20 protein-coding genes and 1 tRNA gene are annotated in these 16,182 nt (G+C 47.0%); 11 read left to right on the top strand and 10 right to left on the bottom strand.

The features are described 5' to 3' along the window. Window positions 1-42: 42 nt before the first annotated feature. Window positions 43-1,434, top strand: a complete 1,392-nt coding sequence (locus tag AACP44_RS01230) for a S41 family peptidase (protein ID WP_339338201.1) — start codon at window positions 43-45, stop codon at window positions 1,432-1,434. Between the two features lie 2 nt (window positions 1,435-1,436). Here the strand turns inward: AACP44_RS01230 and hisF are convergent, their stop codons facing one another. The 4 genes from hisF to hisB form a co-directional block, all read right to left on the bottom strand. Next, window positions 1,437-2,210 carry an imidazole glycerol phosphate synthase subunit HisF gene (gene hisF, locus AACP44_RS01225; protein WP_339338199.1) on the bottom strand — a complete coding sequence of 258 codons (774 nt, stop codon included), beginning with the start codon at window positions 2,208-2,210 and terminating at the stop codon, window positions 1,437-1,439. A gap of 12 nt (window positions 2,211-2,222) precedes the next feature. Then, window positions 2,223-2,966: a 1-(5-phosphoribosyl)-5-[(5-phosphoribosylamino)methylideneamino]imidazole-4-carboxamide isomerase gene (hisA, locus tag AACP44_RS01220; RefSeq protein WP_339338197.1), complete on the bottom strand. Its 744-nt coding sequence runs from the start codon at window positions 2,964-2,966 to the stop codon at window positions 2,223-2,225. A gap of 27 nt (window positions 2,967-2,993) precedes the next feature. Then, on the bottom strand, window positions 2,994-3,644 hold the full coding sequence (gene hisH / locus AACP44_RS01215; RefSeq protein ID WP_339338195.1) for an imidazole glycerol phosphate synthase subunit HisH: 651 nt from the start codon (window positions 3,642-3,644) through the stop codon (window positions 2,994-2,996). A 63-nt stretch (window positions 3,645-3,707) separates the two neighbouring features. Next, window positions 3,708-4,301, bottom strand: a complete 594-nt coding sequence (hisB, locus tag AACP44_RS01210; RefSeq protein WP_339338193.1) for an imidazoleglycerol-phosphate dehydratase HisB — start codon at window positions 4,299-4,301, stop codon at window positions 3,708-3,710. Between the two features lie 185 nt (window positions 4,302-4,486). On the opposite strand from hisB, the gene mutY reads away from it, so the two are divergent. From mutY to AACP44_RS01195, 3 genes are all read left to right on the top strand, one after another. Next, window positions 4,487-5,560, top strand: coding sequence for an A/G-specific adenine glycosylase (gene mutY, locus AACP44_RS01205; protein WP_339338191.1), 1,074 nt, complete (start codon window positions 4,487-4,489; stop codon window positions 5,558-5,560). Between the two features lie 10 nt (window positions 5,561-5,570). Beyond that, a complete protein-coding gene (locus AACP44_RS01200) occupies window positions 5,571-5,846 on the top strand; it encodes an oxidative damage protection protein (protein WP_339338190.1) in 276 nt (91 codons plus the stop codon). 104 nt (window positions 5,847-5,950) lie between these two features. Beyond that, window positions 5,951-6,026, top strand: a tRNA-Phe gene (locus tag AACP44_RS01195). A gap of 105 nt (window positions 6,027-6,131) precedes the next feature. On the opposite strand, the gene AACP44_RS01190 is transcribed toward AACP44_RS01195, so the two are convergent. Next, complete coding sequence (locus tag AACP44_RS01190; protein ID WP_339338188.1) at window positions 6,132-6,767, bottom strand: hypothetical protein; 636 nt, start codon at window positions 6,765-6,767, stop codon at window positions 6,132-6,134. A 446-nt stretch (window positions 6,768-7,213) separates the two neighbouring features. On the opposite strand from AACP44_RS01190, the gene AACP44_RS01185 reads away from it, so the two are divergent. Further along, entirely contained in the window at window positions 7,214-7,921 is a 708-nt protein-coding gene (locus AACP44_RS01185) for an SDR family NAD(P)-dependent oxidoreductase (RefSeq protein ID WP_339338186.1), read from the top strand. Window positions 7,922-7,949: 28 nt separating this feature from the next. Here the strand turns inward: AACP44_RS01185 and AACP44_RS01180 are convergent, their stop codons facing one another. Next, complete coding sequence (locus AACP44_RS01180) at window positions 7,950-8,198, bottom strand: hypothetical protein (protein ID WP_339338184.1); 249 nt, start codon at window positions 8,196-8,198, stop codon at window positions 7,950-7,952. Between the two features lie 258 nt (window positions 8,199-8,456). Beyond that, the gene (gene cysQ / locus AACP44_RS01175) at window positions 8,457-9,290 is read right to left on the bottom strand and encodes a 3'(2'),5'-bisphosphate nucleotidase CysQ (RefSeq protein ID WP_339338182.1); all 834 of its coding nucleotides are present in this window, start codon (window positions 9,288-9,290) and stop codon (window positions 8,457-8,459) included. Between the two features lie 116 nt (window positions 9,291-9,406). On the opposite strand from cysQ, the gene yrfG reads away from it, so the two are divergent. From yrfG to AACP44_RS01150, 5 genes are all read left to right on the top strand, one after another. Further along, the gene (gene yrfG, locus AACP44_RS01170; protein ID WP_339338180.1) at window positions 9,407-10,075 is read left to right on the top strand and encodes a GMP/IMP nucleotidase; all 669 of its coding nucleotides are present in this window, start codon (window positions 9,407-9,409) and stop codon (window positions 10,073-10,075) included. After that, on the top strand, window positions 10,072-10,494 hold the full coding sequence (locus AACP44_RS01165) for a S4 domain-containing protein (RefSeq protein ID WP_339338178.1): 423 nt from the start codon (window positions 10,072-10,074) through the stop codon (window positions 10,492-10,494). The genes yrfG and AACP44_RS01165 overlap by 4 nt, the downstream gene beginning before the upstream one ends. A gap of 60 nt (window positions 10,495-10,554) precedes the next feature. Beyond that, a complete protein-coding gene (gene hslO / locus AACP44_RS01160; RefSeq protein ID WP_339338176.1) occupies window positions 10,555-11,409 on the top strand; it encodes an Hsp33 family molecular chaperone HslO in 855 nt (284 codons plus the stop codon). Window positions 11,410-11,766: 357 nt separating this feature from the next. Further along, window positions 11,767-13,308 carry a phosphoenolpyruvate carboxykinase gene (locus tag AACP44_RS01155; RefSeq protein ID WP_339338174.1) on the top strand — a complete coding sequence of 514 codons (1,542 nt, stop codon included), beginning with the start codon at window positions 11,767-11,769 and terminating at the stop codon, window positions 13,306-13,308. 183 nt (window positions 13,309-13,491) lie between these two features. Further along, the gene (locus AACP44_RS01150; protein WP_339338173.1) at window positions 13,492-13,968 is read left to right on the top strand and encodes a peroxiredoxin; all 477 of its coding nucleotides are present in this window, start codon (window positions 13,492-13,494) and stop codon (window positions 13,966-13,968) included. Window positions 13,969-14,015: 47 nt separating this feature from the next. Here AACP44_RS01150 and AACP44_RS01145 read toward each other — a convergent pair whose 3' ends face one another. Together AACP44_RS01145 and AACP44_RS01140 are read right to left on the bottom strand one after the other, a co-directional pair. Further along, window positions 14,016-14,447 (bottom strand): VOC family protein, encoded by a 432-nt coding sequence (locus tag AACP44_RS01145; protein WP_339338171.1) that lies wholly within the window; start codon window positions 14,445-14,447, stop codon window positions 14,016-14,018. A gap of 34 nt (window positions 14,448-14,481) precedes the next feature. Then, the gene (locus AACP44_RS01140) at window positions 14,482-14,907 is read right to left on the bottom strand and encodes an OsmC family protein (protein WP_339338169.1); all 426 of its coding nucleotides are present in this window, start codon (window positions 14,905-14,907) and stop codon (window positions 14,482-14,484) included. Between the two features lie 208 nt (window positions 14,908-15,115). On the opposite strand from AACP44_RS01140, the gene crp reads away from it, so the two are divergent. Continuing rightward, window positions 15,116-15,751 carry a cAMP-activated global transcriptional regulator CRP gene (crp, locus tag AACP44_RS01135; RefSeq protein WP_339338167.1) on the top strand — a complete coding sequence of 212 codons (636 nt, stop codon included), beginning with the start codon at window positions 15,116-15,118 and terminating at the stop codon, window positions 15,749-15,751. 44 nt (window positions 15,752-15,795) lie between these two features. On the opposite strand, the gene AACP44_RS01130 is transcribed toward crp, so the two are convergent. Further along, window positions 15,796-16,167 carry a hypothetical protein gene (locus AACP44_RS01130; protein WP_339338165.1) on the bottom strand — a complete coding sequence of 124 codons (372 nt, stop codon included), beginning with the start codon at window positions 16,165-16,167 and terminating at the stop codon, window positions 15,796-15,798. Window positions 16,168-16,182 lie beyond the last annotated feature (15 nt).

The raw sequence follows: 16,182 nt of genomic DNA, 5'->3' as shown, positions 1-16,182 counted from the left end.
GAATGAGTAGAGAACCAGTAACGCTATTTAATGAGCATGATTATGAAGCCATCTTTTATCCATTACGCCGCTGTTAGCTTACTAGCCAGCCTATTGCTTGGTAGCTCGCTTAGCGTTAATGCCGAGTCTGCTGACGTCGATACCACTGAGCCAGCACCAGCATCGCAACAAACTGCTGCCAAGAACGAAGGCAAACTACCGCTGGATGAATTAAGAACCTTTGCCGATGTGTTTAATCATATTCGGTTTAGCTATGTTGAAGAGATCGACGATAAAACGCTATTAGAAAACGCTATTCGTGGCATGCTTTCTGGCCTTGACCCACATTCTAGCTACTTGGATGCCGAATCCTTTGACGACCTACAGGCAAGTACCTCAGGCGAATTTGGCGGCCTGGGTCTGGAAGTGGGCATGGAAAATGGCTACCTAAAAGTGATTTCACCGATTGATGATACCCCTGCCGAAAAAGCCGGCATTGAAAGTGGCGATCTGATTATCCAGCTGGATAACAAACCGGTTAAAGGCATCTCACTGAGTGAAGCCGTTAAACTGATGCGCGGGGAAAAGGGCAGCGATATTGAACTGACCATCGTTCGCGAAGGTATCCGCCAACCGTTTGATGTCACCATTACCCGCGACATTATTAAAGTGGTTAGCGTTCGTAGCAAAACATTGGACGATGGGTTTAGCTATGTGCGTATTGCCCAGTTCCAAAGCAAAACCGGTAGCGAATTTCGCACCGCGATTGAATCACTACAAGAAAATGAAAAACCGATGAAGGGTCTGGTGCTTGATCTGCGCAACAACCCCGGCGGCATCTTGCAAGCCTCCGTTGAAGTCGTCGATAGCCTATTGGAAAACGGCCTGATTGTTTATACCGAAGGACGGCTCAGTGATTCCCACTCCGAATACTCGGCCACTTCTGGCGACTTAACCCACGGTGCTCCGGTTGTAGTACTGATCAATGGTGGCTCGGCCTCAGCCTCGGAAATTGTCGCCGGAGCGCTGCAAGACCATCACCGCGCAGTTATTATGGGTACCGACAGTTTTGGCAAAGGCTCAGTGCAAGCGGTAGTGCCCTTATCGAAAAAACACGCGATAAAATTAACCACCGCACGCTACTTCACACCCAATGGTCGCTCGATTCAAGCACAGGGCATTATCCCGGATATCGTAGTAGAGCGAGCCAAAATTGAAACCATCAAAACCCGCGAGCGGGTAACAGAGGCGGATTTACAGGGACATCTAAGTAGCGCCGATGGCGATGAAAACAACGCCAAAAAACGTCAGAACAAAAGCGAGAACAAAAGCCAAGACTATTTATTTAATAACGACAACCAGCTCTATGAAGCGTTAAACCTGCTTAAGGGGCTGCATATTCTTGGCCTTAACGAACAGATAACCAAAGCAGAACAGCAGCAAAAGGCTCTATAGGCTTAGAGCCTCACTTCGATGCCCTGTGCTTGCATAAACCGCTTTGCTTCCGGCACAGTGTGTTCTGCAAAGTGAAAGATACTGGCCGCCAATACCGCATCGGCACCACCCTGCTTTACTCCATCAACCAAATGCTGAAGCTCACCTACGCCGCCGGAGGCAATAACCGGCACCGATACCGCATCACTAACGGCTTTATTAAGTGGCAAATCAAATCCGTTTTTGGTGCCATCTCTATCCATACTGGTTAGCAAAATTTCACCGGCGCCGTTGGCAACCATGTTTACCGCCCACTCAACGGCATCAATACCGGTAGGTTTACGACCACCATGAGTGAAAATTTCCCAGCGCAAAGGTTCACCCACTGCACTGACTTGCTTGGCATCGATAGCGACAACAATACACTGCGAACCAAAACGCTCAGCGGCCTGTTTAACAAAATCAGGATTGTGAATCGCGGCTGAATTGATACCGACTTTATCAGCGCCGGCATTAAGCATCATGCGAATATCGTCAACCGTGCGAATACCACCGCCAACCGTTAAAGGAATAAACACTTCCGCGGCAATTTTTTCAACCGTATGCACAGTGGTATCACGCCCTTCATGGGTGGCGGTAATATCCAAAAAGGTAATTTCATCGGCGCCCTGCTCGTTATAACGTCTGGCAATTTCTACCGGATCGCCGGCATCGCGAATATCAACAAAATTAACGCCTTTGACCACGCGGCCATTATCAACATCGAGACAGGGAATAATTCTTTTTGCTAAAGCCATAATATTTCCGAACTAAGCTAAGCCTTCAGTCTGATCACAATAAGTTTGTGCCGCAGCAACATCCAGCGTCCCTTCGTAAATAGCACGACCGGTAATGGCACCCAAAATTCCTTCGCCGGCTACTTTTTGCAGTGCTTTAATATCGTCCATATTGGTCACGCCACCAGAGGCAATGACTTTAATACTGGAAGCCTGTGCCATGGCCACGGTTTGCTCAACATTAACGCCTTGCATCATACCATCGCGACTGATATCGGTATAAACAATAGATTCAACACCGTCTTGCTCAAACCGCTTGGCTAATTCAGTGGCTTTAATATCAGAAACCTCGGCCCAACCATCGGTGGCGACCAAACCGTCTTTGGCATCAAGGCCAACAATAATATGACCGGGAAAGGCTTTACAGGCTGCCGTCACAAACTCGGGCTCCTTAACGGCCTTGGTACCAATAATTAAATAATTAACTCCGGCATTAAGATAATGCTCGATGGTTTCAAGATTGCGAATACCGCCGCCAATCTGAATCGGTAGATCAGGATAGGCTCGGGCGATTGACGTCACCGCCTCACCATTAATGGGCTTGCCATCAAAAGCACCGTTTAAATCGACTAAATGCAAACGACGACAACCTGCCTCTACCCAGCGACTTGCCATCTGCACAGGGTCATCACCATAAACCGTAGAATCGTCCATTAGACCCTGACGCAAACGAACACAGGCACCATCTTTTAAATCAATTGCAGGAATAATTAACATACTTCAAAAACCATCGAATCAATAAAATTAACTTTGACCATCCCAACGCAAAAAATTGCCCAGCAATTGTAAGCCTGCTGTACTGCTTTTTTCTGGATGACATTGCGCCGCGAACACATTGTCGCGGTAAAGTGCGGCATGAATATTGACACCGTAATCAGCGGTTGCCGCGATCAAGGATAAGTCGGTCGTCTGCACATAATAACTGTGCACAAAATAAAATCGGCTATCTTGCTCGATACCGGCCCACAAAGGATGATCAACCGTTTGATGCAATTGATTCCAACCCATATGCGGTACTTTTAATTTTTCGCCGTTATCCCCCGTTAAAGGATCACCGAAAAACTTGACCTCACCGGGCAACAAACCTAAGCAAGCGACACCATTATTTTCTTCACTGCTATGCATTAACGCCTGCATACCCACACAGATGGCCAACATCGGTTTACTGGCAGCCACTTCGGCAACCACCTGATCAACACCGAGCCGACCAATCTCGGCCATGCAATCGCGAATAGCACCAACGCCGGGGAAAATTACCCGATCTGCACGCATAATGGTTTCGGCATCAGCAGTAACAACCACCTTTACATTGTCAGCCACATGCGCCAACGCACTGGCAACAGAATGCAAATTACCCATGCCGTAATCGATTACAGCAACGGTACTTTTAGCCATAGTGCTAATCCTGATTTTTTACGAGTATAGAGTGATAAAACAGCCGGTTGCGGCAATCAGTTTTTATAAGCTGCCTTTGGTGGACGGCATAATACCTGCCATACGCTCATCGGCAGCCAGCGCCATGCGCAAAGCGCGACCAAACGCTTTAAAGATTGTCTCCGCCTGATGGTGGGTATTTTTGCCCCGCAAATTATCAACGTGCAGCGTCACTTTGGCATGGTTGATAAAGCCCTGAAAAAACTCAATAAACAGGTCAACATCAAAACCACCGACCGAGCCACGGGTAAAGGGCACATGCCATTCCAGACCGGCGCGACCAGAAAAATCGATCACCACCCGCGACAGCGCTTCATCTAATGGCACATAGGCGTGGCCATAACGGACAATACCCTTTTTATCGCCCACGGCCTTGTTGAAAGCCTGACCCAGCGTGATACCGATATCTTCCACCGTGTGATGAGCATCAATATGTAAATCGCCTTTGGCCTGAATATCCAGATCAATCAAACCATGGCGGGCAATCTGATCCATCATATGATCGAGAAAAGGCAGGCCAGTTTCGAATCGAGCTTCACCGCTACCGTCTAAATTGATCGATACGGTGATTTGGGTTTCCAGGGTGTCCCGGCTAACGGTGGCTTTACGCTCAGCCATGAAAGAGTCTCCAAAAGGTATTTGCGAGCCGCAGATTTTCTGCGAGTAATTGAGTATTATAAAAAAAGCATGCCAGCATTACATCTATTGTGGCTCCCATAAAGTAAAAAATAGCCTATAAAACCGATAAGTCATGCCAGAACTTCGCAAAATCGTCGTTAGATCAGGTCCACAGGCCGCCATCCATGAATAAATCCAGAGATTCGATCAATATCAGTCAGCGAGTACTGCACTGGTTCGATCACTCCGGCCGTAAAAATCTACCCTGGCAACACGATATCAACCCCTATCGAGTCTGGGTGTCGGAGATTATGCTGCAACAGACCCAAGTCAGCACCGTTATCCCTTATTTTATTGAATTTATGCAGCAGCTACCGACGGTAGAGGATTTGGCGAGGGCCAGTGATGATCAGGTTTTGCATCTGTGGACAGGGCTGGGTTATTACTCACGGGCGCGCAATCTTCACAAGACAGCCGCTTTGATTTGTGATGAATATCAGGGGAAATTTCCAAATACGGTGGAACAACTTTGCCAGCTGCCGGGTATTGGCCGCTCCACCGCTGGAGCTATTGTCTCTATTGCCTTTCAATTACCAGCCGCCATCCTTGATGGCAATGTTAAACGGGTGCTGGCGCGTTACCACGCCATTGAGGGCTGGCCCGGACAAACAGCGGTATTGAAAAACCTCTGGCACCTTGCCGAAGCCCACTCCCCCAAGCAACGTGTTGCCGACTATAGTCAGGCGATGATGGATTTGGGGGCAACGCTTTGCACCCGCTCCAAACCTGATTGCCCGCGATGCCCGCTCAAGCAAGACTGTATTGCCAATCAGCAAGCTAGTCAGGCGCAGTATCCCGGCAAAAAACCGAAGAAAATCTTGCCGGTCAAAACCACACAAATGCTGATTATCAAAAATACTGAAGGAGAACTGTTGCTGGAAAAAAGACCGCCTAGCGGGATTTGGGGAGGGCTATGGATATTTCCCCAAATTAACCAGCACGACGATGCCAGTGAATACTGTCAGGCTATATTGGGCCAAACACCCAAACGGCTAGAGCGCTGGGATAACTACCGCCACACCTTTAGCCATTATCATTTGGATATTAGTCCTACAGTGATCACCTTGGCATCCACACCGTCGTTAGTCATGGAAGCCGACCGGCAACTCTGGTATAACCCGCATCAACCCGCAACTATTGGCCTTGCAGCACCGATTAAACAGCTGATCGCCAGATTGCCTAACGATTTATCTAACTAACGGAATTGCCATGTCACGCACGGTTTTTTGCAAAAAGTATCAACAACAGCTTGAGGGCTTAGATACTCCACCCTACCCGGGCGCTAAAGGACAAGAGATCTTTGCCACCATCTCTAAAAAAGCCTGGCAAGAATGGCTGGCCCACCAAACCATGCTGATCAATGAGCGCCAGCTTAATATGATCGATGCCAAGGATCGCCAGTTTCTCCAGCTACAAATGGATAAATTTATGGCTGGAGAAGACTATGCCAAAGCCGATGGCTATGTGCCGGAGCAGGATAAATAACGGTATTAGTCGCCCTTGACTCAAGCGCTGCTTCCTAGTTTAATACGCGCCTTCTGTGACTTGGCCTATTTGTTTAGATAGAGGTCAACTCACGTATCAGATTTGCCCGGTTAGCTCAGTCGGTAGAGCAGGGGATTGAAAATCCCCGTGTCCGTGGTTCGATTCCGCGACCGGGCACCATTTTTTCTTCAGTGATATCCAGAAGTTAATATAGCCCCTATAGCCCCTATAGCCCCTATGCAACATAAGCAACATAAAGATTGGCGAAATTTTTCTCGCGCTAATTTAATGCTTGGCTGATCCGACTCTTTCTCGCCTTGCGATTTGGGTATGCAACAAACCGATAACGGCCGAACCAAATAACCAACCAGCGGCGGGTACTGGGACTTCAGTGACGGAACTAAAGCTAGTGACGTAAAAGCCAACGCTGCCACTATCCAAATCCAATCGAGAGTTATGGGAAAAGTTGAACTGTGCACTATCCAGCTCTGACAACAGAGAAGTGTCGGCAAAGACGCTAGCCGTTGAATCGTTAAATCGCACAAAGATTTGACTCACTGATTGCCCTGCCAACAGATCGCCAGTGTAACCGCCGTTAAAGCCTCTTGAATCAAATTGGTCGCCAACAGAAGAATGGTTGTTGTAAACCCATATGTCGTTTCCACCAATGGTTCCACTCAAGCCATTCACACTAAAGCTTGAGTCATGATTAGTATCATACTGTTGGGTTACTGCATCAGAATAGGAGCCATACGATGATGAATCGTCATAGGAAAAATGGCCCGTTATGGTATCGCCTATATCAACCGTTCCAGCAATGGTGGTACTGTTTACTACTCCAATCCAGTTTATCGGGACAATGGCAGCAGTGGCATTTAAAGGTAGGATTAAGGCCGTCAGAGCCAGCGTTTTCTTGAGCATGAGGGAATACTCTTTTTAATTGTTATTATGTTGTTTATTTTTTGTACAGCCATCCTGCCATCAATCAATCCAAATGTAAAGCCAAGCTGATTAATGGGGTTCAGCGCAATAACCGTCTTGAATCGATAGCCAATCCGCCTGAGAGGCGCTTTATACCGCCATATTTTCAAATAGTTTGAAAATTTCTACCGCTAATCATTTCCACAATAGACACGGTAATATTCGGCAGCACCAATCCAAATATAAAAGCTCGCCGTAGGTTTTGTAAGTACATCAATTCACAAATGAGAACTTGCGGTAAAGATAACCGGACTTATATCAATAATCAGCATTGCTTAATTTGTAATGCAATAGTCTTTAAGCATTATCTATATTTTGCTTAATCCTTTAGACCAAGTTTTTATCAGAGTCATTGCTAGTCACTGCAGGATTTTACAGGAAGATCTTTGAATATACTTATCGTTGGTGGCTCGGGTGGTATTGGCGCTGCATTAGTTGATCGATTTTTATCACATAGATTAACCAACACGATCTATGCGACTTACCTAACCGGCCAAAAAATTACTCAATCACCCAAGGTGAAGTGGCATCAAGTCGATATAACTTCTGAAAAAGATATTCGTGATTTAGCTGATAATATTCCGCAGCTTGATGTTTTGATTAACGCCATAGGAATACTGCACGATGAGTGCAACCATCCGGAAAAAACCATCAATAATTTCGACCCTGATTTTTTTCAAAAAAATATTTCGATTAACACCACAGCATCCATACTATTGGCCAAATATTTTTGCCGGCCTTTGAAATCGAGTAGTATAAGCCACTTTGTTGCTTTATCTGCACGAGTCGGCAGTATCGAAGATAATAAAATCGGTGGATGGATTAGCTATCGCTGCTCCAAGGCCGCGCTAAATATGGCGATCAAGACCATCAGTTTGGAATGGCAATTTAAAAATCCTAACTGCTGTGCTTTGGCATTTCACCCAGGCACAACTGACACCAACTTTTCCAAACCCTACCAAAAAAACGTGCCTGAAAATAAACTCTTTAAACCCGAGTATGTTGCCGATCAATTAATTCAATTGATAGAAAACACCACGCCATCGGATACAGGAAAATTTTATAGTTTTGATGGCAGCGAGATATCGTGGTGATAATGATTTTTTTACAACCCGATACCCGTCAGTGATTTAACTCATTAAAAAAGACACGGCGACTATGGATCATTTCTTTATAGGTTTGCAATATTGAAAAATCAATAGTGGTTATTTTAGCTTCTACCACTTCCATCTGTTTTTCCAATTCAACCAGTTCTTGTAGTAGTTTTTCTTTGACGGATTTTGTATTTTGCAGAGCCACACTACCGAGGATACCGTGGCGTATTTCCGGGCGATTCAGCTCCAACTCCAAATAGTCAACTACCTTTTTCATTATCATCACCTCCAAGTCTGTCCACTATTATTAATGGATCATGATTCCATGGTTAGCTTTTGGCTTGCTTGCCGAGGGCTTGCCACGCATTACTCTTTATTTTTAGCAACCGCCTCAGGCCGACCAACATCCTCCTTATAACGAAAAAAAACAAGTAGTATTGATAAAAAAATCGATAATACCGAAAGAGAAAATATTTTTAAAACCTTAAGACATAGTAGGCTTATGTTTTAAGACTATAAAGTTAGGCAGATTGGTTTATTCCTTTAAAATTTCAGCCCATGATTTTCGCGCACCGCCAAGCGCATAGAAATGCGGATTAATGATCGATGCCCTGCGATTGTACTGCAGCGGTTTAAAATCCATATCAACCAGACAACCTCCCGCCGCTTCCAGCACCGCCTGCCCTGCTGCCGTGTCCCACTCACAGCAAGGAGCAAAGCGCGGATAAATATCCGCTGCACCTTCTGCCAAACGACAAAACTTAAGTGCGCTTCCTGCCGTGGCCCTGTCAACAGATTGAAAATGCCGGGACAATTTATCGATACAAGATTCAAGTTCAGGCCCTGCATGGCGACTACTACTTAACACCCTGATAACATCACCAGATGTTTTATCACTGCAGGCAATATTATTGCGCCCAGTGTTATCAATCCGCAGCGCTTTTTTTTCTTCAACCAAGCCAAGGTATGCCATCTGTTGCAACGGAATATAAACCATACCCAACACCGGACGATGATGCTCAATCAAGGCAATATTGATTGTAAACTCGCCGCTGCGCGCGATAAATTCACGGGTACCATCGAGCGGGTCCAACAACCAGTAAGGTGACCACTGACTGCGCTCGGCAAAATCCGGCAGCGCCTGCTCTTCCGATAAAACCGGCCATTGCGGTGTCAGGCTCGCCAAACCCTGGCTAATAATATCGTGAGATGTCTTATCCGCTCGAGTAAGCGGCGAGCCATCTTGTTTTTGCTCGACAAGTACCGGCTCTGCCGATTGATAGATATCGACTATCGCCTGCCCTGCCTGTTGGCACAATTCAAGCAACCGCTCTGCCATTTGCTGTTTGTCGCTCTGCCCGAAATTCAATGGATTAACCCTGCTGCTATTTTATTGGCTTCACTATAACCGTATGCCGCAAGATATTACACTTAACAAAATCCTTGCTCCCCTTCATAATTCGCCGTCCACAGACAGGAAGCACAATGATTAACTGGCAATCAATAGAAACAGTCATGCTCGATATGGACGGCACCTTGCTGGACCTGCATTTCGACAATTTTTTCTGGCTGCAGTATTTGCCCAAGCGCTTTGCCGATATCCACCAACAGGATGAACAGCAATGCCGAATAGACCTCACCGCTCGGTTTGAACAACAGCGCGGCAACTTAAATTGGTATTGTCTGGACTACTGGTCAGAGCAGTTGCAAGTGGATATTCCGGCCCTCAAGCGTGAAGTCGAACATATGATTACTATTCGGCCGCATGTGCTCAGCTTTTTGCAGCAACTGCAGCAAAGCTCCATGCAGGTAATGCTAGTGACCAATGCCCATCAGCACAGTCTGGATATTAAGATGGATAAAACCGGCCTGAGACCATTATTCGATAAATTGGTGGTTTCCCATGACTTCAAGCGACCAAAAGAACAGCGCGAATTTTGGCAGCGACTAAAAATACGCCACCCTTATAATCCGGCAACCACCCTATTAATTGATGATACGCTTAGTGTGCTGCGATCGGCGCAAGACTATGGCATTCAACACCTGTTAACGCTGCTACAGCCAGATAGTCAGCAGCGCAAACGTGAGCACACCGAGTTTCCAGCCATTTTGCATTTCGACGAAATTATGCCCATTAACAACACCGGATCATGACTGACGATAAAAACCCACAACACCCCTTTCCAGCCACCAAGGTCAGGTTGGATAAATGGCTATGGGCAGCCCGCTTCTTTAAAACCCGCAGCTTGGCCAAACAGGCGATAGAGGGCGGCAAGGTTCACTACAATGGCGCTCGCAGCAAAGTCAGCAAAGATGTCGATATCGGTGCCAAACTGACCATCCGCACCGGCTGGGATGAAAAAGAAGTTGAAGTAATCGCACTCTCTGAACAGCGCCGGGGTGCCACCGAGGCCGCATTGCTCTATACCGAAACCGAAGCCAGCACAACACGCAGGGCCGCTGAGGCCGACCAACGTAAAGCCTTTAAGGGTTTGGGTTTAAATAGCCAACAGCGCCCTAATAAAAAACAACGTCGCCAAATCCATCGGTTTAAACAAATACAGCATGATTGATAGCCATCTAACCAAAAAGCTGCTCGTGTCGGGAAGCTGCTACCTCTATAATCCCCGCCCATGACTGATCAATTACAACGCTTTATCTTCGATAATACTGATATCCGCGGTGAAATTACGCGCCTAGAAAACAGCTATCAGGAGACTATTAGCCATCATAATTACCCCGAAGTGGTTACTCACTTACTTGGAGAGTTCCTAGCTGCAGCTACCCTGCTTAGTGCCACGCTAAAATTTGACGGCACCTTAACCCTGCAAGCACGCAGCGAAGGTGAAATTCCTCTAATCATGGCCGAGGCCAGTTCTGATCATAAGCTTCGGGCGATTGCTCGCGAAGCGGACGCTGCCAGCAGCCATGATTTCACCCAATTACTCGCCAACGGCCAGCTGATTATCACCATTGACCCCAAACAGGGACAGCGCTATCAGGGTATCGTCGCTCTTGAAGGCAACAATCTATCCGAATGTCTGGAAGCTTATTTTCTGCAAAGTGAACAGCTATCCACCCGGGTTTGGCTGGCCAGCAATGGCCAACAAGCGGTGGGGATGATGCTACAGGAACTGCCGGCCAGCGAAGCGATCACCGCCGAACAACGGCAACAGCATTGGCAGCATATCACCAAACTGGCGGAGACCCTGACCGCGGAAGAATTATTATCACTGCCTTTTGATCAACTGCTGTACCGGCTATACCACCAGGAGCAAGTGCGGCTGTTTGAGCCGGACATAATGGCCTTTCAATGTAGCTGCTCCGAGACCCGCACACTAAACGCACTGCGCACGCTGGGCAAAGAAGAATTGGACCGTATTCTTGCAGAAACGGGCACCATTGATATCAATTGTGAGTTCTGCCATCAGCATTACCGCTTTGATCGTGCCGCTATCTCAGATTTATTTGACACCACCCTGCACTAAAATTTTTCTCCGGTAATTTTTACATTATTCACTAAGCGGCATTTTTGTAGTTTTACTACGTGCCAACAAAGATCAAAATCAACGGATTTTATAAGTTGGCCAACACCCCCCGCCGCTGGCGGAAATAAATCCCCATTTTTCTGGCCCTAGCCGCGACCATCTCTGTAGTTTTATTACTCAAAAAGAGCCATAAAAACCCGCCTCAGGGGTTAGCGTCAGCCAAAGTTTTTTGCCATAATGGCGCGCCTCAAAAGGCAGGTACCGGTAGGCAGCTATCTTATGTTGCACCCTGACAACAAATTACTGGAACCAAACCAGCCCGGACACAAGGCCAACAGACAGGAAAAGAGAATTAGCATGACCACACATACAAATTTATCTGCCTCCGAGTTAATCGAACAGGCACTGCTCCGCGGCGAAGGTCAACTGACTGATACCGGCGCGCTTTATATCACCACCGGCAAGCGCACCGGCCGCTCTCCGGCAGATCGCTTCGTAGTGCAAGAACCGTCGACTGCGGATGCGATTGATTGGGGTTCGGTTAACCGCCCTTTCGATGCGGATAAATTTGATGCGCTGTGGAATCGTGTTGAAGACTATCTGGCGCAGAAAGATCGCTTTGTTTCTACCCTGCATGTTGCCGCTCACGACGAGCACTATATCCCGGTTGTAGTTAATACCGAGACCGCATGGCAAGGTCTGTTTGGTTACAATATGTTTGTTCGCCCTGAAGCCGGCAAGTACAACCCCAAATCCAAAGAAGAGTGGACCATTCTTAATGTAGCCAGCTTCGAGTGTGACCCCGAGCGTGACGGCACAAATTCTGACGGCGTGGTTTTAGTTAACTTTGCTCAACGCAAAGTATTACTGGCAGGTATGCGCTATGCCGGTGAAATGAAAAAAGCGATGTTCTCGGTACAGAACTTCCTGTTGCCAGAAAAAGACGTGATGCCAATGCACTGTTCAGCCAACGTTGATGAACAAGGCAACACCACTTTATTCTTCGGCTTGTCTGGCACCGGCAAAACCACCTTATCGGCCGACCCAGCTTGCTACCTGATTGGTGATGATGAACACGGCTGGGCAAAAGGCGCTGTATTTAATATCGAAGGTGGTTGCTATGCAAAAACCATCAACCTTAGCCAGAAAAACGAACCCATTATTTGGGATGCAATACGTTTTGGCGCTATCGTTGAAAACGTCGTACTGAATGAACAGCGCACCGCTGATTATGACGATCTGACATTGAGTGAAAACGGTCGCTGCTCCTATCCTTTGGAACATGTTGAAAAGCGCGTTATTGAAAATGCAGCTGGCGAGCCTAAAACGGTTATCTTCCTGACTTGTGATGTTTCAGGGGTATTACCTCCAGTCTCTATCTTGTCTAAAGAAGCCGCGGCCTTTCACTTTCTCTCCGGTTACACCGCTCGTGTCGGTTCTACCGAAGTTGGCGCAGAAGCCGGCATCCACCCAACTTTCTCAACCTGCTTCGGCGCGCCATTTATGCCACGCCCTGCTGGTGACTACGCTGAGTTATTGATGAAGCGTATTGAAGATTTTGATTCACAAGTTTACCTGATCAATACCGGCTGGACCGGCGGCTCTGGCGGTGAAGGCGGCAGCGGCTCACGCTTCCCAATCCCTGTGACACGGGCTGTAGTATCAGCTGCTCAAAACGGTTCTCTATTGAATACTGAAACCGAGCACCTCGATGCATTGAATCTGGATATTCCTGTCGCCATCCCCGGTGTTGATGAAAAATATATCAACCCACGCAAAGCTTGGGGCAATGACGCCGGCTATGACGAGCAAGCCACTAAACTGGCCAAGCTGTTTCAGGATAATATTAAAAAGTTTGAGGTGTCTGAAGATATTGTTAATGCAGGCCCTAAAGCCTGATAGACCAGACCGCAATGGTAAAAAGGGACCGCTGTTTAAATGCGGTCCCTTTTTTTTGCCCGGCAATAATCAACAAATAGAGTTGGCGGTCTTAAGGTCAGACGGCCTGTGTCTTTACGACTGAGTCTGATAAAATTCACCCACTTGTTTTTTATCCCTTCCTAACTTCTAAGGAGAGTAACAATGACGGTACAAGTGGGCGACAAACTTCCTGCAGGCAGCTTAAATGTGATGGGCGCAGAGGGCCCTCAACAGGCTACCATTAGCGAATTATTCGACGGCAAAAAAGTCGTTATGTTTGCGGTACCCGGTGCATTCACGCCTGGCTGCTCCATGACTCACCTTCCCGGTTTTGTGGTCAATGCTGACAAAATCAAAGCCAACGGGGTTGATAGCATTATTTGCCTGTCGGTTAATGATGCCTTTGTAATGAGTGCTTGGGGCAAAGCACAAAATGCTGAAGCGCTGATTATGGCCGCTGATGGTAGTGGCGATTACACCAAAGCCTTAGGTCTGGTATTAGACGCCAGCAACTTTGGCATGGGCGAACGCAGCCAGCGTTATGCCATGATCGTCGATAACGGCGAAATCACTTATCTTGGTGTTGATGCTAAAGGGATTGAAGCCAGTGCAGCTGATGCGGTTCTTGCCGCGCTCTAGTGATTAAACATCATAGACTGGAAGCCGGCGACCTAAACCGGCTTGGTTTATGCCGTGCTATCGGCTGAACCGGCACTGATCGGTGGATGAAAGATCATCTGCACAACAGTGCCATCAGGATCTAAACAATAAAAACTCCGGGCACCATCGCGATGAGTGCGCGGCTCACTTTTTATCCGCACACCGTGAGACTTTAAAAACTCATACCACTGATCAACCTGATCTATTTTATCAATTATAAAACCGATATGATCCAGACGCTGCTGAGCAGGCGGGCGCTCGGCACCGGTAAAACGATGTAGCGCAACATTGTCATTGCCTGAAGTCAGATAAACATTATCGGCATCGGGCTCCCACTCAATCTTCATACCTAACAGCTTGGTATAAAACATCACCGTTTCTTCAAAGCTTTCCACAAACAATGCAATATGCCGCAGACCTGCCGTGGGCGCCGGGCGATTACTTTCATCAATTGTCATAACAATATCCTTTAGTAAACACGTTATAACCGGATCAAGCCGTTAATGCCACCAACTCATAACTATGAGTCACTTCTACCCCGGCAGCTTCCATCATAATAGAAGCCGAACAGTACTTCTCAGCGGATAAACTGACCGCACGTTTTACATGAGCCTCTTTAAGGTTTCGACCGCTAACAATAAATTTTAAATGAATCTTGGTAAACACGGCCGGCACTGCATCAGCCCGCTCTGCACTGAGTTCAGCAACACAGCTTTCGACATCCTGACGGGATTTTTTTAGCATACTGAGCACGTCAAAAGACGCACAGCCACCCATACCCATTAATAACATTTCCATAGGACGTGGGCCCAGATTATGGCCACCCAAATCCGGCGGACCATCCATCACCACACGGTGACCAGTTTCTGATTTGGCGACAAAACTGACGCCATCTGCCCATTCAACAGTTGCTTTCATTGATTATTTCACTTGTTCTATTTATTAATCATTGCCACATATCATCGACAAGGGCAGCAAGCTTAGCATATCCCCAGTGCCTGCCAAATAGCTAAGCCTGCCCCCATAAAGCTAGCGAAACGATATATTTAAGCCATACTGATTAGTCACTACACCGCCTCTGATCGATCAGAATAAAAAATAACCGCCTAATAAAGAGGAAAGTTCGATGGTTAGCCCCGCTTTAAGTCCACATATCGAAAATGTAGACGCGTTTTTAACGCATTGTGATCACCATCGTTTCCCGGCAAAAAGCACCCTTATCCATGCCGGTGATAGTAGTGACTCGCTGTATTATATTATTGAGGGCTCGGTCACCGTAGTGATTGAAGACGATGATGGCAAAGAAATTATTGTCGCCTATTTAAACAAGGGCGATTTCTTCGGTGAAATGGGCCTGTTTGATGATCAACCGTTACGCAGCGCTCAAGTTAAAGCCAAAACCGCCTGCGAGATCGCCGAAATTAGCTATACCAAATTTCTTGAGGTAAGCAAAACCAACCCCGAATTTCTCTTTGCCGTCAGCACTCAAATGGCGAAAAACTTGCGCGCCACCACGCGCAAAGTCAGTGATTTGGCTTTTTTAGATGTGACTGGCCGTGTTGCACGCACGCTTCTGGACCTTAGCAAACAACCCGATGCCATGACCCATCCCGATGGCATGCAGATTAAAATCACCCGCCAAGAAATTGGTCGAATCGTGGGCTGTTCGCGAGAAGTGGTCGGCCGCGTACTTCGCACCCTTGAGGAACAGGGTCTGGTAGAAGCCAAAGGTAAAACCATGGTGGTATTTGGCACCCGCTAGTATTCAATTTCACTTTAGCCTGTCAGCAATCTAACAGCGCCTATTTACTGATTATTGTTTTGATCATGCTGATCAATCTTATGATGACTTTTAGCTAATAACTGGTCAGCAAAATTGGCTATAACCGGTAGCCGGGGTGCATTGCCCACCAGTGACATCACCATCAATACCAGCCATAAAATCAACGATACCGGCGGTAGCACCATCATAATCAATGGACCCAGCGCGGGGATAATGGGCAAAAAGATATTCAGTATTGTTAGTGAACCGAATAATACAATGGCTTGGGCGCCATGGAAGCGCACCGAGTGATCCTGTTTCTCGATAAAGAAAATCGCCAGACCTGAAATCCAGCCAAACACATAGGCTAAACATTTAGCCATATTATCTGGCAATCCGGTTGTTGATGGGTTCATAGCGATTCCTTTTTA

Source organism: uncultured Oceanicoccus sp. (assembly GCF_963968385.1).
GTDB lineage: Bacteria > Pseudomonadota > Gammaproteobacteria > Pseudomonadales > Dasaniaceae > Oceanicoccus.
The sequence above is the reverse complement of the archived record's forward strand: the minus strand, read 5'-3'. Positions and strand labels throughout refer to the sequence as shown.